Consider the following 23,733-nt stretch of genomic DNA (forward strand, 5'->3'; position numbering starts at 1 on the left):
ACTGATGATGCTGTTAAAGGAATTGATCCACGTGTGAAAGATGCAACTAAACTTAATGTGAAATTAGAGAGATGTAAATAATGTTATCGGAAGTTGTGTTAAAGAAAATAAATGATCATCTAGACTTTTTTAATATTCGATTTGAAAATATTAAAATAGGTAAAAAGCCAACGCCTGAATTTATTGCTCAGCATCAACATACTTATCCTGAATATTTATTTTATATTTGGGAAAAATTAGGTTTCGCATCCTTTGAAAATGGCGGATTTTGGCTTGTTAATCCCTTGGATTATGAAGATATTTTAGAGCTTTGTTTAAAAGATACTGATTTCCCCCAATATGATGAATTTTATGTCATTGGTAGAAGTGCTTTTGGTGATTTACATGTAATAGGTAAAAGTACGAGTTCAAAGTTGACAATAGATATTATTAATTTAAGAATTTACCCATCAATTAAAGATATTCCAAACGTAGAAGATATAGACCATTTAATTTCATTTTTATCTACCATTGTCATGAAGGCGAAGAATGAAGATATAGATATTTATGATAAAAATGGCAAGTTTCTTTTTGATCGTTGCTTAACAAATTTAGGTGAAGTCAACGATAATGAAATCTATGCCTTTGAACCTCCAGTGGTATTGGGTGGACCACAAGTTATTGAGAATATGAAAAAAGTAGATTTATTCCAATATATTCCTTTTATAGCTCAGCTAGATAAGTTTCAAGTGATGTTGGATATTGCCAAAGAGGTTGATCGTTTGGGTATCAAACCGAAAGATTAATCTTGCCTAACAAAATATATGCTATGAGAGTAATTAGAAAAGGGAGCTAGGCTCCTTTTTCTATATATAAATTCTTCAAATTATGCTCGAAGCCAGTATACGGTTTTAGATGAACATGTAAATATAGAAGGAGAAGCTAATCGTTTACGTTGTGAAGCTGGTCAGCTTTGTCTACAAACCAGCGAATGGTATAGTCCAGCCAATGGCATGCAAAAGCGTCATTTTAATCAGAGCGAAATTATGCCAGAAATTAAAGATAACACTTGGGGTGAAACCATTTGGTATTTAGATCTAGAAAATTAATAATATTTTTATCTCTTTAATTCATTCTATTAGTATAAGAGGCCTATCCATTTGATAGGTTTTTTCATGTCTGGCAACATGTTTATGATGAATTAAATAATCGAACTACAACCATCCGACCTGATGGACAGAAAATAGATTGGCTGACTTATGGAAGTGGACATGTCTATGGTGTGGCTTTAAATAGTGAAGATGTTGTTAGCTTTGAACGTGATGATTTACATAGAGAGACATTACGCCACTATGCAAATGGTCTTAGCCAACAACAACGTTATGATGAAGTCGGGCGCTTAACTCAGCAATTAATGTTGAATGGGCATGACAAAGGCTATCAAGCCCAAACTCAAAATAATGCTATCCAGCATACCAATCAATTGATTGAACGCTTATATCACTACGATAAAACAGGTGAGTTAACGCTCATTAAGGATACTCGTCGTGGGGCTATTCATTATAAATATGATCCTGTTGGGCGTTTATTAGAAGCGACCAGTAAACTTGGGAAAGAGACTTTTAATTTTGACCCGGCAAGTAATATTTTAGATCGATATAACAGTACCAAAGAGCAATCCTCACAGCACAATGCCACTGAAAAGGGTCTTGGTTATAATCGCTTAGTAAATAACATCGTGCAGGAATATCTTGACCAACAATATCAATATGATGCTTTTGGACAGCTGATTCGACAAAAGTCATCACAAGGTGATTTAAATCTTGAGTGGGATGTATTGGGACGTCTTGTCCGTAGCCGAAATAATCAATATACGGCAGAATATCGCTATGATGCTTTAGGTCGATGTATTCAAAAAAGAAGTAAGCATCACCATACAGGTCAAAAGCAGAACACTATTTATGGGTGGGATGGTGATACTTTAGCGTATGAATCTAGTGCTGATTTAACAAAACACTATTTCTACGAAAAAGATAGTTTCGTGCCTTTGTTACAAGCGGGGTATCATCACCCCATTGAGCTACATCAAACCCAAGACTGGACAGAAAAAACATATAGCATTTATAAAGACCCTCTTTGGAATACTGCAAAACAAAGCCAAGGTTTTGATGATGTATGGTTCTATCACTGCGACCATTTAGGCACACCGCAAGAAATGAGTAACCAGACAGGCGCCATTATCTGGAAAGCTCAATATAAAGCTTGGGGTGAATGTAAGCTAGAACAGGCTAACTCAGATTTCTTTGAAAAGTCAGAAATTATTAGCAATAATATCCGTTTCCAAGGTCAATATTTTGATGAGGAAACAGGACTTCATTACAACCGTTATCGTTATTATTCGCCGTATGTAGGTCGATTTATTAGTAAAGACCCGATTGGATTATTGGGTGGGTTTAATGTTTATGCTTATACTGCGAACCCCGTACAATGGATCGATCCATATGGATTAGCACCATGTAGTCTAGTTAGATATAAGCCAGATAAGGTAACACCTCAAGCTGGAAGTCGACAAGATGCTATTGATAGAGCTTGGTCTCTTGAGAAGCAGCTAATACAAACAACTGGAACAGGTACTAGGGATTGGAGTCAAGCTGAACTGGATACGATTCTTAGAACGCCAAGTGGTAGTGGTAAAGGTCAGCTCTCATCTGTTATGTCAAATCTTGGCTATACTGGTCATCACATTAACAGTGTTAAAAATAATGGAGCATTAGGCGAAAGTTGGAAAGGAGATCCGCGGAATATTGTTTTCTTGGAAAACCCTAAACATCCAAATAGTAGTCCTATGCCTAATGCATATAATGAGCATTTTCATTCAAAGCAAGGTCATCGAGGAAGTACGACTAATGTCTCCAGAGGAAGATTGATTGATAGACAAGCAATGATTAATCAGTTTAATAAAGGTTGTAGTATCTAATATTAGGATAGGTATCATGAATTTTAATGATTTATTAAAGAAAGTTGATGAATGTAATGAAATAATTTATGGTGAAAGATTCCTTATTAATCAGGTTAATTCTGTTAATGATGATCTGTTTAAAAGCTATTTAAGTTGTATTCCTGAAAATGATTTTAATATTGATTTAGGAGGGAATATAAATGATTTTTTAGGAAAAGATTCGTTAGATAATATTCAATATATGTTTGAAGATATATTCGAGGGGGAAAGTGCTACAGTATTCTTAACGCAACATGATGTAAATATCGTATACATAAATCATAATAGTGGCGAGATAGGGGCATGTATTTCAGGCGATGAATTACATATCATTGCTAAAAATTTATTTGATTTTTTTTCACAAATTAATATTGTGCAGAATTTAATTATTGACCTATATGACTCTAACCCTAGAGGTGAAAATGGAGGGTATAAAATAGGTTTTTTAGAAGAGTTAAAGAAAATTCTTATAAATGAAAAAGTATTGTTAGATGTAGAGTATTTTATAGAATTTTTTTATGGTTAAAGTGTAAGTAATATTCAAAAATAAGTAGTATTTCTAGATGTTTGTTTAGAAGTACTACTTTGAAATAAGATGTTTTAAAGGTTGGTCTGTGAATTTTTATACAATTTATCCGTCTGAATATATTGATAGATATTTTTCTTTTGACTTGAAAGGGAAGCAAGAAATTATTGTTGATTATTTTAAATTTGATTTAAGTGATAAGTTTTTAAAAAATCCTAGAATAAGTTTAGATTGTGATAATATTTTTTCTGATCGATTAAATGAGATGTTAGAAACTGATTTTTATTATTCATCTTCTGGAATTTTACTATTTTCAAAAAGATTTTTTAATGAAGTGAAAGAAATTCTTGAAGATGATTGTGATTTCTATAAGTGCTCTGTGAGGAATGAAGAGGTAGATATTTATGCTATGTATATTAAGAGAAAAAACAATTTATTAGATGAGTATGACTTCATAAAAAAAGATCTTGTAACAGATGACTTTTTTATTGCTAGAGATACGGATAAACCTTATATCTATGTAGTAAGTCAAAAATTTGTGGATGCTATTAATAAATTTAAATTAAAAATGAATTTCTTAGAATACTAAAATATTAACAATTTTTAAAAGTGAATTAATAGCGTAAGTTTTTATTTCACTTTATATCTTTATTACGTTCATTATCATCATCCATTCTTGTATTCATATGGTTAAGTTTTCCTTTACAAAATAGACAGATGTTTCTGTATTTTATAAAATAATGCCAATCCTGACAAAGTTTTCATAAAAAAGATGTTATCTCATATACATAGAATTCTAGAAGATTTGGGTATCAGCTCGCAAAAGCGCGTGCTTCATGTTCAGTTTTCTAATCCATCGTTGAATACTCAAGTCTTTTTACAAAGTATTGAAGGACAGCATCAGCTAAATGAAGGACTGACTGCCGATTTATTTTGTCTTTCTACCAATGCCCATATTTCATTAAAACAATTTATTGGTTGTCAGGTTGCAGTCGATCAAGTCACTGATCAGGGGCAGCTATTTAGAACTACAGGAATTATTACAGAAGCCAGTCAGGGGCAGAGTGATGGTTCATTAACATTGTATAAACTGAGATTGCAAGATCCAACCGCACTATGGCATAAACGCCGCAATAGTCGTGTGTTTATGAATAAGAGTGTACGGGACATTACTGAAATTCTATTTACAGAATGGCAGAACAAAAGCCCCTTGTTTACTTCTGGTTTAACATTGGATTTAAAAGGTCTAACCGAAGACTACGATGTTCGACCTTTTATCATGCAAAGTAATGAAACGGATTATGAATTTTTAACCCGACTTTGGCGTAGTGAAGGTATTAACTGGTTAGTTGATGAAGCTCAGTTGTTTGTCACTAATAGCTCTGATGAGATTCAATCACAAAAGTTACGTCTAATTGATAATAATGAATCATATTTAGCATTAGACCGAAGAAATATCCGTTATCATCGCAGTAGCGCAGTTGAACAACAAGACAGTATGGCGAGTCTTGTGCCAACTCGAAGCTTGCAACCTACAGCCGTGTATGTGCAACGCTGGCAAGCTGATGTTTTAAGTCAAGAAGAAGGCATGGGCAGTGTTCAGTCAAAGCATGGTCATAGTGCTAATCAGGATAATGCGAGTTTAAGTCTAGAGCAGGCATGGCATGTCAGCCCTGCTTGGATGCAAGATTTAAAGGGTGAAGACCAAGCCACTGCATCGGGTCACCAGCAGCTAGAAAAACTCAACAATAATCTATCTGATTATTATGCGTCTCAATCAAAATATTTCCGTGCACAAACTACGGTACGTGATACGCAAGTTGGCTATTGGTTTGAATTGGATGAACATCCTGAAATAGATACCCATAGCGGATCAGACAAAGAATTTCTGATTATTGGTAAAAGCTTCTATTTACAAAATAATTTGCCCAAAGATTTACAACAGCAAATCAATCAACTTTTTAGCCAAAGCCAATGGCAAAAAGATCAATCCGAGTTAAATGATCAAACCGAGCGTCAGGGTAATGAGCTCATCTTATCGCGTAGAAATATAAAAACTGTTCCTGAGTATAACCCGTTTGAACATCGACCAGCCGCTTACCCGCAGCGCGCTAGAGTGGTTGGATTAGAGGGTGAAAGTATTCATGTTGACCAGTGGGGACGCATAAAAGTCCGCTTCCTGTTTACCCGAACAGATGACCACAGCCATGATGGTGGAGCAGGCAGTAATGACAATGACACTGACTCAGCTTGGGTTGATGTGCTGACCCCGTGGGCAGGTGAGGGTTATGGCGCACGTTTCTTGCCTCGCGTGGGCGAGATCGTGGTGATTGACTTCTTTGATGGCAACATTGACCGTCCATTTGTGGTGGGTCGTATTCATGAGGCTGAACGTCACCCAACGCAATTCGACCAAAAAGGCCAGTTACCCGACACTAAAAAACTCAGCGGCATCCGCTCAGAAGAAGTCGACGGTAAGGGCTTTAACCAGCTACGCTTTGATGACACCACAGGACAAATCAGTGCCCAGCTCCAAAGTAGTCATGCGGCCAGCCAACTAAACTTAGGTAACTTAAGCCATCCAAAAGACAAAGCAGAGAGTGAAGGTCGTGGAGAAGGGTTTGAACTTAGAACAGATCAGTGGGGCGCGGTTCGAGCTGGTAGTGGCTTACTCGTTAGTACTCACAAACAGGATCAGGCTCAAGGCGGACACCTTGATGCAAATGAGGCTAAACAGCAAATAGAAGGCAGCCTAAATAATGCTAAGGCACTTACTGAAGTAGCTAAAAATCAGCAAACTGACCCCTTAGATATGCTTGAGAATATTCAGACTTTTTTAGAAGTTCTTAAACAAGAAGACCCTAAAAAGGCTGCTGAGTTTCAATCAGCAGTGATGCTGCTAGCATCTCCAAAAAGTATTGCTGTAAGTAGTAATGAAGATATACACCTCAGTGCAAATGGTCAGCTCACTCAAAGTGCTGGAGATAGCATTAATATTAGTACGCAAAAGAATATAGTAAGTCATGCGAGTCAAAAAATAAGTCTATTTGCCGCCCAAGAAGGTGCTCGGATTTTTGCTGGCCAAGGCAAAGTAGAAATTCAGGCTCAAGGTGATGGCTTGGATGTCATTGCTCGAAAAGGCGTACAGATTACTTCAACCGAAGACACAGTTTATATTACTAGCCCAACTGAAATTAATCTGACAGCAAACGGATCTCAAGTTAAGTTGAATGGTTCAGGTATTTTCCCTGTTACGGGCGGTAAGCTTGAGGTGAAAGCAGGACAGCATTTGTTTATGGGGGGGGCTAAGGTGGCAACGCAAAGTCCTGAGTTGGCGATGTTACCTGACTACCATTTAACTTATATAGCGAAAGATTTGGATGGAAATCCTTTGAAAAATAAGAAGTATTTGATGATTTTACAAAATGGAGAAATGGTTAGTGGTGTAACGGATGATCAGGGTAAAACTCAGAAAATCACAACCAAAGGACCTCAGAAAATCCAGATTAGCTTAGAAGATCATGTTCATGATGGTTTTGTAACTTTTGAAGAAGAATAAATGATGAATAAGATTAAATTAAAACTATTTATTAACGTGTTGCCTGATAATGATGCGATTGCTTGTCATGGCATGCTTTATTCTGTAACGGAAAAGGGTAGAAGACCTGGTGAGGCAAATAAACTAGCTATAGCAATAGCGAGTACAAAAAGTCCTAAGCCTCTTGTGCAGCCATTGGATATGAAATCCATATATAAGAAGAACACTCCGATTTCTGGCCAGACAATAGCGCAAAATATGGCAAAGTATAAAGATACACAAGAAAGTATAACCCTCGTTCATAACAGAGAAGACAGAACTGATATGAAGGGTTTTACCAAAGAAATGTATTTGCCAGTTGGAGAATATGATCTTTGGATTAAGCGAAATGATTCTGAATGGGAAAAGGCAATCAATATAAATGGTGCGTCAGGCATTCAGATAAAACAAGAAAAGCAAGGAATAACCACGATAGAGTATCAGATTAAGCAATATTACCGCTATAAAATAGAAGGTTTTAGAGGCTCTAAATTATCTGATAATATTTCATTTGAAACTTTCACTTTTGACAAAGAGGGTAAAGAAAAGAAAATTAGTTTACCGAATGTCAAAGTGAAAATCGTAGATAAAAATGGTTTTACACCACCCCTGTATTCACCAAAAGGTGAAGTTATATTTGTAAAGTTTAAGTTTATAAATATGGATGTCCAGCCAGATAAAAAAGATATACAACATTTCACCACAATTAGTAAAAATAATTATGTCACCGTTCAATTAAAATCTGTCGCTAAAACCACTAAGCAAAAAGAGAATACGACAGTAATATTACAGGGAAATGGAAAACCTCCTGTTATTTTAAACATGCATAGAGAGGAAATGATTGTTCTTTCGGCAGAGGACTATGCTGAGTTTGAAAAAGAAAGTTCGAAATTAGATAAATTATTTGGTAATTCTTTTGATGCTAAAAATAAATTAGCAGAGGCAATAAAATCTGGTAGCGTTTCTAGTGTTAAAAAAGCAGAAGATGAAATAAAAGAAGCAGAGAAGAAAATTGAAGAGGAGCTAAATAAAAACTTCAAAAAAGCGGCTGACTTGACAGAGGTTATTACTTTTGAGGCACGCCAAAAGAAAAATCCAAGTGGTAACACGCAAGAGTTTGATTTCAGACGTCGATATTTACGTACTGATAGATATATGCAATTACAACAAAAGAAAAAGAATAAAGAAAGTTTTAAGGTTACAGTCTTAGGATCTGAATTAAAGAAGCTTAAAGATATAAAGCAAGACTTTAAGAAAATTAATGAACAGGCTATTCACAATGAGTTTAAAAAAGTCAGTCTAGATTTAGCTAAATATTCCAAGCAAACTGGAACAAAGGTTTGGGACTTCTCTGCTTTTAGTGCAGGTTTTGTTGAACAAATTAAACTTTCAGATAGTTTAACGGTAGATATTCAATCTCAATGGTTAAGATGTGTTGGTGGTGCTGGTTTCTCATCAAGTGCGAGTTGGAAACCTGAAAGTGGAGAAGTGAATGCTAAGGCAAATGTGAATGCCCAAGGTAAGCTGGTTTTATTTGAGGGGAAAGCAAAAACTACTTATGTTATTCCATGTGATAAAGGTTGGATGCTGAACTTTGAAGATATTGATTTAGGGGCATTCCGGTTTATTGTTGGCATGGAGCTCTATGGTTTTGCTGGTGCAAAAGTGGCCGCAGGAATTGGTTTAGAGATCAGCTACAGTAAAGATGGTCAACAACAATTAGCTGCCAATGGTAGGCGAAACCGAAATCCTTCACTCGCCAATAATATGGGAGAAAACCGTCCAAGATTTGTTCCAATGGATCGAGATGAAACCATCATTCCTGGTAGTGGTGCAAGTTCTGAGGGGCAAATTGAAGCTTTTGCTGGTGCAGAAGCGGGAATCAAACCATCTGGAGAGCTCCAGTGGCTTTCACCTGAAGCTAAAGATTTTAAACCTTTAGCGAGCTTAGCTGTCGATTTTGCTATAAGTGCAGGCTTGGGGGCGGGGGTAAATTTTAAATTATTTTACTGGGCTCAAAAGAGTCAATTTCGTTTTAGAGCAAAAGCTGCTTTATGTGTTGGATTGGGCGCAAAAGGGGCGCTAGATTTTGTAATTGATTTTAGCCAAGTTCTTGAAGTACTAAGATGGGTACATTATCAACTTACTCGTGCTCAATTTAAATTGTTGGGCTTTATTGCAGAGGGTGCTTTTAGAAATTTAAGCCGGTTAGCTGTAATTGCTTTAGGTAATGATTCAAGGATAACGCAGACTTTAAATGATATTACGGGCGAGTTTCAGAAATTTAATATGAAATATTCCATTGCAGAAAATGCAGTTGATTTAGCAAATAAAATTAAACGTCAACCAGAATGGTTGAAGTCCGCTACACCAGATGCGAAAGGAATGTTAATCTATCAAATGACTAGACATAACAGAGTTACACACTGGGTGGATAAACCATCTTCTCCAATTTCGCCATATTTACCGACTCATAAGCAGGCTGTGATTGCAATTTTTGAAACCATTGCAACAGAAGGAGAGTGGTTTAATGTACTCCAAAGAATTTCAATTGATGGTGCAAAGTCAGAAGTAAGTATTAAGTATTTAGAAAAACAACTTTTAGTTTTTTTACATGATGGGGCGTGGCAACAATTAACTGATATTGTAAAAGAATATACTTTTAATTCAGATACTGTTGGTCGTGGAAGTGAATATGTTGATCAATATGAAAAATTACGCTCTAAAATTGTAAAAACTATTCCTCTTCATGAAAAAGCACCAATGAATAATCCAAGGGAGTTGAAAAAGTTAAGAGAGAAAATGGCTGAAGACCCAAGTATTATTAATGCTGATAATTTAATTGCATTAAATACTGAAATAGTACCAACCATTGAAGTGGATGGTACTGATGCGGAACTGTTTATTGCTGCAAATTATGAACACGGCTCAGATGATTCGCATATGGCCTAAACTATTTTATAGGTTGTTGGATATTGGCGACACAACGTACTCCATACATACGGTAAGTCATTTTATTCTCTTCATTGGATTTGGGTTGAGCTTGTGCTCTTGCTATATTGAGTCCATCAGCCATCATTAAATCATCTGCACTCATTGCAGTTGTGCTACGCAAAACTTTTTGAGTCCCTGACTTAGGTCCCGTTGGGTTATCAGTAGGTGAGTGTTTATAATAATCTTTATCATACCAGTCATTCATCCATTCATAATTATTGGTTACCAGATCATAAAAACCCAATGGATTTGGAGGAGTTTTACCAAGTACTGGAATATCAAGTACTGAGTCAGGATTGTTAGTGTGCCTGTACGTATCGTATTGGTTTAATTTCCATAGATTTTTTTTGGGTTCTACTTTACCTGTATCTGTTGCAAAAACAACATATTGACCTCTATTTCGAGCAACATATTCCCATTGCGCTTCAGTGGGTAAGTCCATAGGGGTACCCACTTGTTGCCCTAGCCATTGACAGTAGTCTTTGGCTTGTTGCCAATCCATTCCTGTAGCAACTTCATGAATGATTTCTGGTGTATATAATCCATTGTAATAGCTTTTAGGTTGGCTTGTTGCCTCAGTAAAAGTATTAAAGTCTTCTAATGTTGTTTTATAAGCATTCATATTAAAGCTGCTCAGTGTAACTTTATGTAGAGTCTTATTATCATTTCCAGGTGAGAGAGGTTGGTTATCAGGATTTTCAGTATTACCCTTCGGGTTCTTCACTGCCATACTGTTTGGAACCATTTTTTCTAATTCTGGAGTTACTAGTCCAAAGTCACCCATTAGGTAGCTACCACCTTCAACAAAGATCATATTCTTTTTGGTTTTCTCAACCAATTTCTGAATTTTTTGTTGAAGTTCTGGTGAGGGCTTTGATGACTTATGATTTGTTTCAGTAGATTTAGCACAAGCGCTTAAAGCAAAACTTGAAAATAAAACAACAGCTATATTCCGTTTCATCATTTTTTAGGAAATCATTAGGTTGAATATTGATGAAGCTATTTTAGTGAGAGACTTGAAAGATATAAAGAGCGGTTTTGTTATTCAACTTAGCGAATAATCCTTATAGTTTATGAAGAATCAAAATGAACTTAGATATTTTATAACTGAAATGTAGATTAGATGCCCTTGGAGTAGAATTAAGCATGAAACTATTGGCTATTTAAAAGAGGAGTTTATAATTTTTTATCATACTTTTACAAAAAACAAACTTAATTTTTTTATTCTATTTTTTTGATAATTTGTCGAAAAGGCTTGCTTAGGGCAGGGTGTGGCAGTTTTAACCTTTAGCTAGAAAATTAAATTCATAGAAATAAGTATAATAGATAGACCGATTAGTCTTGACAATTTTATTTTTATTAATGTTGAGTTTCTACTTTCATAAATTAGAAATGTATCTTTTACAATCATTTAATTCGTTTATCTTTTAAATTAAATAAAATCTTTTTAAGAAAATGTTTCGTAAATCTTAACTAAGTGATATTTATGATAATTTTTAATTTAGTTTTAATTTTTATTTAATTTTTAAAATTCAATAACTTATTTTTAATTACAAAAAATAACAATATTATGTTTTTATAAGAATAACTTTATTAAGCTATATTTTATAAGCATCTTAACTATTTACTTTTAGTTTAAGTTGATATGATTTTTATATAAAATATGTTTGTTTATATGATAAACTGTACCTAAATTTTTTGAATATAAGGTTTTTAGACTGATTTTTTAATGTTTTAAGAATATTAACTTTTCGGTAAGGCCTTGAATAAATAAGAAAACAGAGGAATGAAAGTTGTGTTGAAACGAAGTATTTTGATACTTTTTTTGACTGGAAACATTATCGGTCTATCATATGCTCAAGCAGCAGAACTAGAGCCTGTAAAACTTAAAAAAAGTTGTATTAAGAAGAATCCTTTAGCGGAAGGTCAAAATGATCCTGAGCTATTGAATATTTTTAAACAAGTTTGTGATAGCGATAATACAACTCAAAAAAATGATTTATTAGCTAAAGCTGCTATGCGGTTTTATCAAACCAATCAACCAGTTAAAGCATTGAATTTAGCAAGTCAATTGCAAAGTCAAAATATACGCGGTTCATTAATAACAGATGTCTTGTTTTTATCTGGTGTGAGCATTGCAAATAACTCTTTACAGCAAATGCGTACTCAGGAACTGAGATATTTAAGCAATGATGTGACTTATCCCCCTGCAAAGCAGTTAATTGAAAATATTCATACTGCTATGCCTGCTCCTAATCCATCGAGCTTTAAAGCGAGTTCAGAAAGTAGCTCAGATGATAACGAAAAAAGAAGTTATAAAAAACAGTATGTAACGCGTAATAAAGCGAGTACTTCTAGAACGTCAAATAAACGAGTATCAAGCCCAGCAAAGACGACTACAGTAAAACCTAAAACTGCACCTGCAGCCACTGTTAATAAATCAAAAAGTTCGCCTTTTGACCCTTTAATTAAATAATCCGGAATAGAATCTTATGGCTAAGAGAGAGAGCGTACAAAAGAAGCTTCAGCGAATTCGACCTCCACGTGTTCAGCTTACATATGATGTCGAAATTGGTGATGCAAAAGAAGCGAAAGAACTACCATTCGTTGTGGGTGTGATGGGTGATTTTTCGGCTGCATCTGAGCTTGAGCGTACAAAATTAAAAGATAAAAAATTCATTAATGTTGATTTAGATAATATTGATGAAGTTATGGAGTCATTATCTCCAAGAGCTGCTTTCCAAGTAGACAATACCTTGACAGAAGAGGGCGGTAAGATCGCTGTTGATTTAACATTTAAGTCAATGGAAGATTTTCGTCCAGAAAATGTGGTTCAACAGGTTGATCCATTAAAGAAACTTGTTGAAGCTCGTGAGCGTTTAACTGACTTAAGAAACAAAATTTCTAACAGTGAACGTTTAGAAGACTTACTTGATGAAGTTCTTAAAAATACAGATCAGATTCGTAAATTAAGTGCGGAGGCTGATCATGAATAATACTCAATCTGCAGCAATGCCTCTTGTTGAAAATGAACAGGTTAATCTCTTAGACTCGATTGTTGAAGAAAGCCGTATTGCCCGAAATGAAGAAGAACATTCACGTGCAAAAAGCTTAATCGGTGAGCTTGCTAAAGAAGTAATGGCAGGAACAATTACCGTTTCTGAAAATATGACTTTATCAATTGATAAGCGTATTGCAGAAATTGATGCGCTGATTTCAAGTCAATTAAGTCAGATCATGCACAATGAACAATTCCAAAAAATTGAGTCAACTTGGCGTGGTCTTTATTATTTCTGTCAAGAGACACCATCTAACCCTCTTATTAAAATTCGTATGTTAAATACGACTAAGAAAGAGTTGGTAAAAGATTTCCAAGGCGCTACAGACTTCGATCAAAGCACCTTATTCAAAAAAATCTATGAGGAAGAATACGGATCTTTTGGTGGTGCACCATATTCAGCGCTTATTGGTGATTTTGAATTTGACCGTACGCCTTCTGATATGTATTTGCTTGAGCAAATCTCTCATGTTGCTGCAGCTGCTCATGCGCCATTTATTTCGGCCGCTAGCCCAAGCATTCTTGGTCTAGAGTCATTTACTGATATTGACCGTCCTAGAGATGTTTCAAAAATCTTTGAAACAGCTGAGTATGTTCAATGGCGTTCTTTCCGTGACAGTGAAGATGCTCGTTATGTCGCTTTAACATTGCCACATGTGCTAGGTCGTCTTCCTTATCATCCAAAGGAAGGAACAGCTACTGAAGGCTTCAACTTTGCTGAAGATGTTTCAGGCGCAAACCACAATGAATATTTGTGGATGAACGCTGCTTATGCTTTCGGTACTCGTTTAACAAATGCATTTGATATGCATGGTTGGTGTGCTGCAATTCGTGGTGTTGAGGGTGGTGGTTTAGTTGAAGGCTTGCCTGTACACACTTTTAAAACACAAGATGGTGAAGTGGTATTCAAATGCCCAACAGAAATTGCAATCACTGATCGTCGTGAAAAAGAATTAAGCGATTTAGGCTTTATTCCTTTGGTTCATTGTAAAAATACTGATTACGCTGCTTTCTTTGGCGCGCAATCAACTCAAAAACCTAAAAAATATGACAATGATACAGCAAATGCTAACTCTGCTTTATCGAGTCAAATTCAGTACATCATGGCCGTTTCACGCATTGCTCATTATTTAAAAGCAATGATGAGAGATAAAGTGGGTAGCTTTGCTTCTGCAGGAAATGTTGAAGCATTCTTAAATGAGTGGTTGTCACAGTATGTATTACTTGACGATGGCGCTTCTCAAGAAGCAAAAGCTCAATACCCTCTACGTGAAGCGTCTGTAAAAGTTGTAGAAGATCCTGCTCAACCAGGTCACTACAAATCTGTGGTTTTCTTGCGACCACACTTCCAGCTGGACGAGTTGTCAGTTTCTTTACGACTTGTCACTGAGTTACCTCAGTCCTCAAATTAATAAAGGTCAGCGAAAGAATAACTTTAAATTACAAATAGGAAAGTTCTAAATGAAAGATATATACGTTGAGTTTCGCGGTAAATATAAAGTTGATGGAGAGTCTCGTGACTCTGAGCACAAAGGCTGGTTAGAAGTTAACTCTTGGTCTCATAACATTCGTCAACCTAAATCTGCTACTTCAAGTAGTGTTGGTGGTCATACTGCTGAACGTGTTGAACATTCAGATATGGTTTTTGTTAAAGATCTAGATGCAACTAGCCCGAAATTATGGGAAGCATGTTCAGCTGGTTATACATTTGATGAAGTGCAAATCGACTTCTACCGTGCAAATGGTGATAAGCGCATCAAGTACTTACAAATCAAATTGAAGCATGTTCTAGTTTCTAGTGTAACTCCAACAGTTAATGAAGAAGGTGTTCCAACAGAAGCGTTTGGTTTGAAATACGCAGCTGTTGAATGGACTTACAATCAACAAGATATTAACGGTACTGCTAAAGGTGCTGTTACTAAGAAATGGTCACTTTCTAACAATACTGCTTCTTACGCAGCGTAATTGTTTAAGTGAATATTTGGTGGAGGCTGACTTAAAGTTAGCCTCTGCTGTCTTTAAGCATGCTTGTTGTGAACTCGAATGAATTTAGATCGGCTTTATCCATATGGATTTCGTTCAACTTTGTTTGACCGCTTAATTCCGGAAAGTGAAGATTATGCAAAAGGTCTTTCTATTCAGCAATTAAGAGAATCGGTAGCAAAAGATTTAGAAGACTTACTTAACAGTCGAGTCGCTAAATTGGATCATGTAGTTGATGATTACCCGCTAGTTAAAAAATCTATACTTCAGTTCGGTATTATTGATTTTGTGGGGCTTTCTACAGCCAATCCGCTAGATCGTGACAAGATTTGCCAATCTATTGAACAGTCAATTGCAGCTCATGAACCTCGTTTAAGACAAATACGGGTAGAGATGTTGTTGGATGGGCACAATATGGGGGCATTGTGTTTAAGCATTCAGGCGTATCTAAATATTCATCCACTGTATGAACCTGTCGTTTTTGATGCATTGTTAAAACCGACAACGCAGCAATATGTAATTTCAGCGAGAACCTAGGCATAGTGGGTGTGTTGTGATAGAAGAGCTTTTACCTTTTTACGAAAAACAACTACAGGAATTTGGTCAGCAATCTCGTGAATTTGCTCAAAAATATCCGAAAATTGCTCAGCGTTTATCTTTAAATCAAGAGCAGATTGATGACCCGCATATCGAACGTCTTATACAGGCATTTTCATTAATTTCTGCTCGTATTGATAAGAAACTTGCTGATAGTTATGATGTATTTACACGTTCTTTATTTGAGGTGATGTTCCCTCAATACTTACGTCATTTTCCGGCTTGTTCAGTAATAAGTTTTGAAGATATAAATAAAATAAAACAGCTCACAGAAGCGCATATTGTTCCTGCTCACACAGTCTTGAAGTCACGTAGCTTTAAAGGGGTACAGTGTGAGTTTAATACTACGCAAGAAGTCAAATTACTCCCTATAAATTTACAAGCGCTAGAGTTTAAAAGCACACCTAGTGCACACATGCATTTAAGTCAAAATGCGACTTTAACTTTTAAGTTCGAAATTTTTAATCATGCTCATATATGTTTAATAAATGAAAAACTACCTATTTATTTAGATGCAATTTCTAATTTTCCACTTCAAGTACTAGACAGTATTTTTAAGAAGGGAACAACTTTTGCCATTAAAATAGGGCAGAAAATTGTTGAACTGGATAAAAATCCATTTGAGTTAACAGGTTTTTCTGAGCAAGAAAGTCTATTGCCACTCGATCAGCATACTCATCATGCTTATCGTTTGCTGATGGAGTATTTTTGTTTCCCTGAAAAATTTAATTATCTAAAACTCGATTTAGGTTTTTTAAAGCGCTTATCTCTAGAAGATAGTAATTTTGAACTGCTTATACATTTTAAATTAAATTTAAATGATCAAGCTGTAGTTCGAAATTATTCGGAATTAAATGTCGCTAATTTTAAATTGTTTACTACCCCAGTTATTAATTTATTTGAAAAATATGCTGAACCACAAAAAATTGTACATAAGCAATTAGAATATCCGCTGATTACAGATGCTCATCATCCTGAGTTTTATCAGGTGTATTCAATACTTGACATGAATATGGTTCGTGAAAAAACGAGTCAAGAAGAAAGCTATGTTCCGGTGTTGCCTTTTTTTGCCATGAGTCATTATCATGCTGATACGGCACGTTTTTTCTATGCAGTGAACTATCAAAAGCTGCAGCCCAATTTTGTCGAAATGGGTTATTCAATTATTTCTAAAAATTTAAATCCTTCGTCAACACGTTCGGATTTTATTAGCACAAAACTATTATGCTCAAATCGTGATTTACCGCATGAAGCATTGGGGCAATCTAATAATATATTAAACCTTAATGATAGTAGTCTGGCTCGCCGCGCTATTGTTTTAAAAAGACCTACAAAACCTTATCAATTTGGTCAAAGCCAGAGTGAGCAGTGGCGTGTTATTTCACACCTTTCATTAAATAGTTTAGCTTTAATGAAAGGTGATGCGGTATCTCATATTAAAGAGTTACTTGCTTTATATAACTTACCTTTATCAAAAGAAAATTATCTAATTATTGAATCAATCAAACATCTGGAATTTTCACTTACTCACAAACTTGTAGATGGAAAACCATTCCCAATGTTTGTAAGAGGAGTAAAGGCAGAGTTACAAATCGATTCATCCGTATTTAGAGGTCATAGCCTATACATTTTTAGTCAGTTATTGAGTCGTGTTTTTAATTTAAAGGTTCAAATTAATAGTTTTGTTGATTTGGTGGTTAAGGATTATTCATCTCAGCAGGAGTTATACCAATGCAGTCAGAACGTTGGTGGCAAGACTCTTCTGTAACAGATGAGCTCTTTACAAAGCCAAAGTCTTTTGAGTTTATTCAGGCAACACGGCTATTAAGACACGATTCAAGTCGTACAGTTAGTTCATCTTGGAGTGATTATTTTAAGTTTGAGACATCCTTTAATTTAAATTTTCCTGCTACAGAGATTGAAAATTTAGAATTAACGGACGAGCGGATTTATATCACAAATTTAATCGTTGGTCTTACGGGCATACAAGGTGCTTTACCTTATACGTATACGAATAAGATTAAGCAAGCTCCGCGTCAGCAACGAGCTGAGACTAAAGAGTTTCTAAGCTTATTTAATCATAAGCTTACTGCTCAATATGTAGATTCTAGTATTACTTATAATCTACCGATTAGATATGAGATAGAACATAAAAATGACTATTTAGATATCCTACATGCTTTGAATGGTTATGTGCGTTCGCAGCATCAACAAGCTGATCTTGATGAATATTTTGCAGAATTTTCAGGATTAATGCAGTGGCAAAATAATACAGTTCATGCATTAAAAACGATGCTGTCGTGTATTTTTAAACATGAAATTACGATTAAAGAATTTGTACAAGAATCCTTTAAGTTAGCGAGTGATCAGTTAACAACTTTAGGTGGAAGTCAGCCGAGTCTACTTGGTGTTAATACTTTTTGTGGGGAAACCATTCAGCAGATTGACGGAAAAATTGAAATTCAAATTGGACCATTAAAACGTCAGCAATATCTCAGTTTCTTACCAAATCAAGAGTTAAGCTTAAAGCTCAAAAAACTTGTAGAAACATGGTGTAGTCCCACTTTATCAATAGATTTGCGGCTTATTTTGGATGAATCAGAAATACAACCTATTTGTCTCACTCATAAGAATCAGAGTGGGTTAGGCCAGGGTTCTTTTCTCATATCACGACAACCCAAAGTACATAGTCATGAAACCTGCTATAGCCTTATTGGAGAGACAATATGATTAAAAAAATATTACTCTCATTCATTGCTATTTTTTCAGTAGTTAGTGGAATTATTATTTTCTACTGGCGTGATGTTCAATATAATCCTGATAAAGGAGATTTTTTCCTTTATTTCTTAGTTTTACCAGCAATAATTACATTGGTGATTTTATCACCGTGGTTAATTTATAGCGCTTATACAACGTATAAAGACAAAAAAGAGCAAGCAATAAATCAAGATAAAGATGACGTTAACTCAAAACAAACTGCGGTAACTGATCAACCATTAGAACAGCTAGATTTCAATATTTATTCTGCTTTTGCTTTACATGCTTTTGGTGAGAACGAAAGCATTATTGAGCAGCTACAAAACTTTAAAAGTCCAGAGCTGGATAATCAATTGTTAAATTCTTACGGATTACCTCTTTTATCTTACCGTATTAAAGATTTTGATGAAGAGAATCATGAGGAGAGTGATTACTCATCTCCACGACAAGTTCGTATGATGTCATTAATAAGACAGCAACTCGAACAAAATATAGAAAATCTATATCTTCTAGCTGAGCATTTAAAGCGTTCAACTTTATTTTATGAGTCGCAGCAAGCCCTTGAATATCATATGCATCCGGCATGGGTAAATCCTGAGTCTGAATATGACGATGTAGAAATGCCGATCGTAGAAGTTTATCGCTTAAATCGCTTAAATCTACACATCCTTCTTTCAGAGGATTTGTTACATATCTGGAATGATGACCACAGTAATGAATTAATTTTAGAGTTTTTTTCTGAGATTGGTATTCCTGCTCAAAAAATACATATTGAATATCATTTTTTTGGAGAGCAACTGGCTTACCAAGAGTTAATGCATTTATTAAAGGGTATTCATAAAAGAGAGCATGAGATGTTCTTTTTGGTCGTGGCCGATTCGGAAATTGATCAAGATCTAATTGATGAAAAATCTTGGATGATTAAAGATTATATTCCTGCTGAATTTGCAGCAAGCTGTTTACTCGCAGATCCTTTAGTAAAAATTCAAGAATTAGAACCGACTAAAGCACTGAAAGTGGTAGTAGGTCAACAAGATACAGCGAAGCTTTTTAATAATTTTGAATTTAATGATTTACCTCAGCATGAAGGTGATGAGCCTTATGTACTGATTTTGTCAGATCAGACCGATATAAAAGTTTCGAAGAAATTGCAGCAACACTTTCTTCAAACGCCTGTAGAACCGCATCACTATATTTATGTGAAATCTTCATTAGGGCATACCCAAAATTTAGCTGATATTTATGGCTTTATGCTGAGCATGCATTTCCCTGAACATATCATTCCTTTTGTCTTTGGAGAAAATACGGTGTTAGCACATACGTTTGTGCAGAGTATCACTGAAAACTCAGAAGATGATGCGATGGTGTTGAATAACTAATTTAAACTTTGGACTTAGAACGAGAATAGAATGCATACAATTTTAGGCTACTTGTGGCAGTACATCACGAATCCTAAAGCAATTATCGCCTTGTCATTGTTCGTGGCATTGATGTCTTCATATACTTCAATTCCTCGTCATATATTCTGGGCTTTAGCAACTGCCTATGCTTTGGGTCTTATTGTTTATGGTATCTATTGGCTTATTCAACGAAGAAAGCATGCTGCTCAAGGTGAAGAGTTAGCTGAGGCAATCGAAAAAGATAACCAAGCTGAATATGGCAAAAATAAAGATAAAGAAGAGCTTCAGCTAGTTAGTCAACAAATGAAAGAATCAATTCAACTGATTCGTAAATCTAAGTTGGGTGATAAAAAAGGCAATGCTGCATTATATGAGCTTCCTTGGTATATGGTTATTGGTACCCCAGCCGCAGGTAAAAGTTCAGCTATCTATAACTCTGGTTTAAAGTTTCCTTTTGAAGAAACACATCAGAAAATGGTATCTGCTGGCTTAAGTGGTACTCGAAATTGTGACTGGTTCTTCTCTACAGAAGGTATTTTGCTCGATACAGCGGGCCGTTATTCTGTTTATAGCGAAGATCATTCTGAGTGGTTAGGTTTCTTAAATATTTTAAAAAAGAACCGCTCTAAAGCACCAGTTAATGGTTTGATTCTAATTGTTAGTATCGCTGAGCTAATTAGTCAAAGTCCTGAAAACTCATTAAAGCTTGCTAAAAATTTACGTGCTCGTATTCAAGATCTAACCGAACGTTTAGAAGTGGTTGTACCTGTTTATTTAGTTTTTTCAAAAATGGATTTGATTGCAGGTTTTACTGAGTTTTTTGAATTTTATGAAGCTCAAGAATATAACCAAGCTTGGGGAGCAACGCTTCCATATGAGCAAAATTCTTCTCATAACGCAGTAGATTTGTTCGAAAAACATTACACCATTCTTTACGATGGTCTAAAAGGGGTAAGTTCGACTCATTTAAGTCGCCGTCATTCGCAAAATATCTCACCAAGTGTAATGACTTTCCCATTAGAGTTTAAAACATTAAAACCAGCTCTAAAGAGCTTTATTGGTACACTTTTTGAAGATAACCCATATCAATTTCAACCTGTTTTCCGTGGGTTTTACTTCACCAGTGCTTTGCAGGAAGGTGTAATTGAAAGTCCAATGACTGAACAAATTGCACAAGAATTCCAGCTGACACAAATTGCTCAAAATGATTTAAAAGACCATACAAAAATTACTCCTAACCATGGCTATTTCTTAAATGGTCTATTTTCAGATGTTATTTTAAAAGATAAAGATCTCGTTAAGCAGCATGTAAATACGGGCATAAAACGTCAACGTTACATTGCATTTATTGGTGCTTTAGCGGGTGTTTCAATTATTTTGGGTGTATGGGTTTGGTCTTATCGTAATAACCAGCAATTAATTGGTGAAGTTCAAGCAGATTTAAATAAAGTCGTTCAATTAGAAAGAGCCTCTGGTCAGCAACTGTCTACCCAATTAGAAGCTTTGCTGATTCTTCAAAGACGTTTACAGCAGTTAGATGAGTTTGATGAAAATAGACCACTTAAGTTTAGTTTTGGTTTATATCAGGGCAATGAGCTTCGTGAAAAGTTAAAAGCTGAATATTTAAAAGGTGTTAAGCAGATTGTGTTAACACCAACACAGCAAAATATTGCTCAATATTTGCAACGTGTAAAAAATAATGAAGCAACATTAAAAGCAAACCACACGAATGTTGAGATCAAGCAAACTGCTCAATCTCAACAATATTTGGAACCTTCAGATACCAACCCTCAAGATGCTTATAATGCATTAAAAGCTTATTTAATGATGAGCAATCCGCAATATATGGATGCTAGTCATCTAAGCGATCAGGTTACGCGTTTCTGGCGTTCTTGGTTAGATGCAAATAAAGGCCAAATGCCGCGTGCAGATATGATTCAAGAAGCTGAACAGATCTTGTCGTATGCAATGACCTTAGCAAATGATAAACAATTCCCAGTTTTAGAAGCAGATTCGCAAATTGTTGATCAAACTCGTCAAGTGCTGCTCTCTGTTGTTCGAGGGATGCCAGCGCGTGATCGTGTTTATAACGAAATAAAAATGCGTGCTGCGGTACGTTTCCCAGCACTGACTGTAAGTCAGATTGTGGGTGAGGCAAATAAAAATATTGTATTGGGTAGTTATGCATTACCAGGCGTATTTACCCAAAAAGCTTGGAATGACTATGTAGAAAAAGCAATTGAGGAAGCTGCAGATAAGCCAACAGACAGTAAAGACTGGGTGTTAAATAGTCGCCAATCTGATGATTTAACTTTCTCAGGTAGTCCAGAGCAAATTAGAAAGCAGCTAACAGCGCTTTATAAGCAAGAATACATTGCGGAATGGAGAAAATTCTTAAGCGGTATTCACTATGCTAAAGCTGGCCAATTTGCTCAGCAAGTAAAAAATATTGATGTTTTAGGTGAACCGCAAAACTCTCCAATTAGAACATTAATTGAAAGAGTTGCAGTCGAAACAAATTGGGATAATCCGGTTGTTCAAGCTGAGCTTGCAGCTCCACAAAAAGGATTTATTGCATGGTTTAAACGTAAAGTTTTAAATCATGATGACAAGCAAGTTGCTAACCAAGTGGCAAACAATGCCCAAGGCGCTATTTCTCAAGAATACCAAATGTTCTACCAGTTGGTTCGCAAACGTGATGATCAACAAGGTAAGTCATTGCTTGATGAATATATGACAAATTTAGCACTCGTTCGTAGTAAGTTTAATGAGCTTAAAAATGCGGGCGAAATTGGGCCTAATGCAATGACATTAGTCAAACAGACCCTAAATGAGCAAACGTCTGTATTTAACCAAACTCAAAAAATTGTAGATGAAAAAATGGCGGTTGGTTTCAATGAAATTGATCAGCGTTTACTGCAAAAATTAGTAGTTAGCCCACTTACGCAAGCTTTTGAGAGTTTAATTACACCGACACAAGACGAAATTAATAAATTATGGGTAATGCAAGCCTATCAACCATTTACAGCAAATCTTGCTAAGAAATATCCATTTAACTCATCAGCTTCTTTACAAGCAACAAGTAGTGAAATTGGTCAAATCTTGGGTGAGAACGGTAGTATTTCTCGCTTTGTAAAAGAAAGTCTTGATCCATTTGTGATTCGTCGTGGCTATACGTTAACGTCTAAAACTTGGAAAGATTTAGGCATTAGTTTAAATCCTCAATTCGTTATGAATTTCCAAAGATATGTTGCCCCAGCCAATGGTATGGCGACAGGTGAGTTGAATGCTCAAGCGCAAGCTGCTCCAGCGACTAACCAATCTAACTTCCAGTTTTACCCAATTCCAAATCCACAATTGCTTTCATATACCGTTGATATTGATGGTCAGCGTATGACTTATGAAAACGGTGTTCAGCAATGGGTTAACTTCATTTGGCCAAACCAAGGCAGTATTCCAGGTGCTCGTATTACCGCTGTAGATTTACAAGGCCAAACCCACACGATTTTTGATGAGCCAGGTGAGTACGGTATTAACCGTTTAATTGATAGTGCTCAACGTAAGGAACAAAATGGCGGATTTGAAATGCTTTGGCGTAGTAAAACTGATCCATCATTATTTGTAAAAATGAATTTCCGTCTAATTAGCAGTAATTCAGGCAGTATCGGTTCAAGCCGTGGTTATGCAGGTATGCAACTGGTTGATAAAGTGACTGCTGATAAAGCTGCTCGTGTGGTATCTGCTCAGCAAGCACCAGCTCAAGCTGCTCCAGCAAGAACTGAAAATCCTGTTTCTGCACTTGCTCAGCCTTCTGCGGGAGTTAAACCATGACATGGAAAATAACCTCTATGCGAAAGGAGGAGC

The 23,733-nt window shown here is 35.7% G+C and carries 14 protein-coding genes and 3 pseudogenes; 16 read left to right on the forward strand and 1 reads right to left on the reverse strand.

What is annotated here, in order from left to right:
* The first annotated feature begins 80 nt into the window (after nt 1-80).
* From J690_RS04985 to J690_RS05010, 7 genes and pseudogenes are all read left to right on the forward strand, one after another.
* Nucleotides 81-785 (forward strand): GAD-like domain-containing protein, encoded by a 705-nt coding sequence (locus J690_RS04985; RefSeq protein WP_032034485.1) that lies wholly within the window; start codon nt 81-83, stop codon nt 783-785.
* A 78-nt stretch (nt 786-863) separates the two neighbouring features.
* A pseudogene (locus J690_RS23580) lies at nt 864-1,088 on the forward strand (PoNe immunity protein domain-containing protein); the annotation flags it as partial.
* Nucleotides 1,089-1,156: 68 nt separating this feature from the next.
* Nucleotides 1,157-2,956: pseudogene (locus J690_RS04990) on the forward strand (RHS repeat-associated core domain-containing protein); the annotation flags it as partial.
* A 16-nt stretch (nt 2,957-2,972) separates the two neighbouring features.
* Nucleotides 2,973-3,503: a hypothetical protein gene (locus J690_RS04995; RefSeq protein WP_032034488.1), complete on the forward strand. Its 531-nt coding sequence runs from the start codon at nt 2,973-2,975 to the stop codon at nt 3,501-3,503.
* Between the two features lie 88 nt (nt 3,504-3,591).
* A pseudogene (locus tag J690_RS05000) lies at nt 3,592-3,930 on the forward strand (hypothetical protein); the annotation flags it as partial.
* Nucleotides 3,931-4,275: 345 nt separating this feature from the next.
* Nucleotides 4,276-7,062 (forward strand): type VI secretion system Vgr family protein, encoded by a 2,787-nt coding sequence (locus J690_RS05005; protein WP_032034491.1) that lies wholly within the window; start codon nt 4,276-4,278, stop codon nt 7,060-7,062.
* Nucleotides 7,063-10,032, forward strand: a complete 2,970-nt coding sequence (locus J690_RS05010) for a hypothetical protein (protein WP_032034493.1) — start codon at nt 7,063-7,065, stop codon at nt 10,030-10,032.
* A gap of 1 nt (nt 10,033) precedes the next feature.
* Here J690_RS05010 and J690_RS05015 read toward each other — a convergent pair whose 3' ends face one another.
* Complete coding sequence (locus J690_RS05015) at nt 10,034-11,038, reverse strand: formylglycine-generating enzyme family protein (protein WP_032034495.1); 1,005 nt, start codon at nt 11,036-11,038, stop codon at nt 10,034-10,036.
* Nucleotides 11,039-11,860: 822 nt separating this feature from the next.
* Between J690_RS05015 and J690_RS05020 the strand changes: the two genes are divergently transcribed.
* The 9 genes from J690_RS05020 to tssM all read left to right on the forward strand — a co-directional run bounded on the left by J690_RS05020 (nt 11,861) and on the right by tssM (nt 23,700).
* Nucleotides 11,861-12,550 carry a hypothetical protein gene (locus J690_RS05020; protein ID WP_032034497.1) on the forward strand — a complete coding sequence of 230 codons (690 nt, stop codon included), beginning with the start codon at nt 11,861-11,863 and terminating at the stop codon, nt 12,548-12,550.
* A gap of 16 nt (nt 12,551-12,566) precedes the next feature.
* Nucleotides 12,567-13,070 (forward strand): type VI secretion system contractile sheath small subunit, encoded by a 504-nt coding sequence (gene tssB / locus J690_RS05025; protein WP_005041656.1) that lies wholly within the window; start codon nt 12,567-12,569, stop codon nt 13,068-13,070.
* Nucleotides 13,063-14,544 carry a type VI secretion system contractile sheath large subunit gene (gene tssC / locus J690_RS05030; protein WP_032003316.1) on the forward strand — a complete coding sequence of 494 codons (1,482 nt, stop codon included), beginning with the start codon at nt 13,063-13,065 and terminating at the stop codon, nt 14,542-14,544. The genes tssB and tssC overlap by 8 nt, the downstream gene beginning before the upstream one ends.
* A 49-nt stretch (nt 14,545-14,593) precedes the next feature.
* Entirely contained in the window at nt 14,594-15,097 is a 504-nt protein-coding gene (locus tag J690_RS05035) for an Hcp family type VI secretion system effector (protein ID WP_000653195.1), read from the forward strand.
* A 78-nt stretch (nt 15,098-15,175) separates the two neighbouring features.
* Complete coding sequence (gene tssE / locus J690_RS05040; protein ID WP_002048404.1) at nt 15,176-15,652, forward strand: type VI secretion system baseplate subunit TssE; 477 nt, start codon at nt 15,176-15,178, stop codon at nt 15,650-15,652.
* Nucleotides 15,653-15,668: 16 nt separating this feature from the next.
* The gene (gene tssF / locus J690_RS05045; protein ID WP_032034500.1) at nt 15,669-17,480 is read left to right on the forward strand and encodes a type VI secretion system baseplate subunit TssF; all 1,812 of its coding nucleotides are present in this window, start codon (nt 15,669-15,671) and stop codon (nt 17,478-17,480) included.
* Entirely contained in the window at nt 17,444-18,442 is a 999-nt protein-coding gene (gene tssG, locus J690_RS05050; protein WP_032034501.1) for a type VI secretion system baseplate subunit TssG, read from the forward strand. The genes tssF and tssG overlap by 37 nt, the downstream gene beginning before the upstream one ends.
* Nucleotides 18,439-19,848 (forward strand): hypothetical protein, encoded by a 1,410-nt coding sequence (locus J690_RS05055; protein WP_032034503.1) that lies wholly within the window; start codon nt 18,439-18,441, stop codon nt 19,846-19,848. The genes tssG and J690_RS05055 overlap by 4 nt, the downstream gene beginning before the upstream one ends.
* Nucleotides 19,849-19,878: 30 nt before the next feature.
* On the forward strand, nt 19,879-23,700 hold the full coding sequence (gene tssM / locus J690_RS05060; protein ID WP_032034505.1) for a type VI secretion system membrane subunit TssM: 3,822 nt from the start codon (nt 19,879-19,881) through the stop codon (nt 23,698-23,700).
* Nucleotides 23,701-23,733 lie beyond the last annotated feature (33 nt).

Origin of the sequence: Acinetobacter sp. 742879, from assembly GCF_000588535.1 — a bacterium.
GTDB lineage: Bacteria > Pseudomonadota > Gammaproteobacteria > Pseudomonadales > Moraxellaceae > Acinetobacter > Acinetobacter pittii.

Bases quoted from the DNA above. Each gene is read 5' to 3' on its own strand.
- J690_RS05055 (WP_032034503.1), top strand. From the start codon at position 18,439: ATGATTAAAAAAATATTACTCTCATTCATTGCTATTTTTTCAGTAGTT.
- J690_RS05005 (WP_032034491.1), top strand. From the start codon at position 4,276: ATGTTATCTCATATACATAGAATTCTAGAAGATTTGGGTATCAGCTCG.
- J690_RS04995 (WP_032034488.1), top strand. From the start codon at position 2,973: ATGAATTTTAATGATTTATTAAAGAAAGTTGATGAATGTAATGAAATA.
- J690_RS05010 (WP_032034493.1), top strand. From the start codon at position 7,063: ATGATGAATAAGATTAAATTAAAACTATTTATTAACGTGTTGCCTGAT.
- tssC (WP_032003316.1), top strand. From the start codon at position 13,063: ATGAATAATACTCAATCTGCAGCAATGCCTCTTGTTGAAAATGAACAG.
- J690_RS05015 (WP_032034495.1), bottom strand. From the start codon at position 11,038: ATGATGAAACGGAATATAGCTGTTGTTTTATTTTCAAGTTTTGCTTTA.
- J690_RS04985 (WP_032034485.1), top strand. From the start codon at position 81: ATGTTATCGGAAGTTGTGTTAAAGAAAATAAATGATCATCTAGACTTT.
- J690_RS05020 (WP_032034497.1), top strand. From the start codon at position 11,861: ATGAAAGTTGTGTTGAAACGAAGTATTTTGATACTTTTTTTGACTGGA.
- tssE (WP_002048404.1), top strand. From the start codon at position 15,176: ATGAATTTAGATCGGCTTTATCCATATGGATTTCGTTCAACTTTGTTT.
- tssM (WP_032034505.1), top strand. From the start codon at position 19,879: ATGCATACAATTTTAGGCTACTTGTGGCAGTACATCACGAATCCTAAA.
- J690_RS05035 (WP_000653195.1), top strand. From the start codon at position 14,594: ATGAAAGATATATACGTTGAGTTTCGCGGTAAATATAAAGTTGATGGA.
- tssG (WP_032034501.1), top strand. From the start codon at position 17,444: ATGCAGTCAGAACGTTGGTGGCAAGACTCTTCTGTAACAGATGAGCTC.
- tssB (WP_005041656.1), top strand. From the start codon at position 12,567: ATGGCTAAGAGAGAGAGCGTACAAAAGAAGCTTCAGCGAATTCGACCT.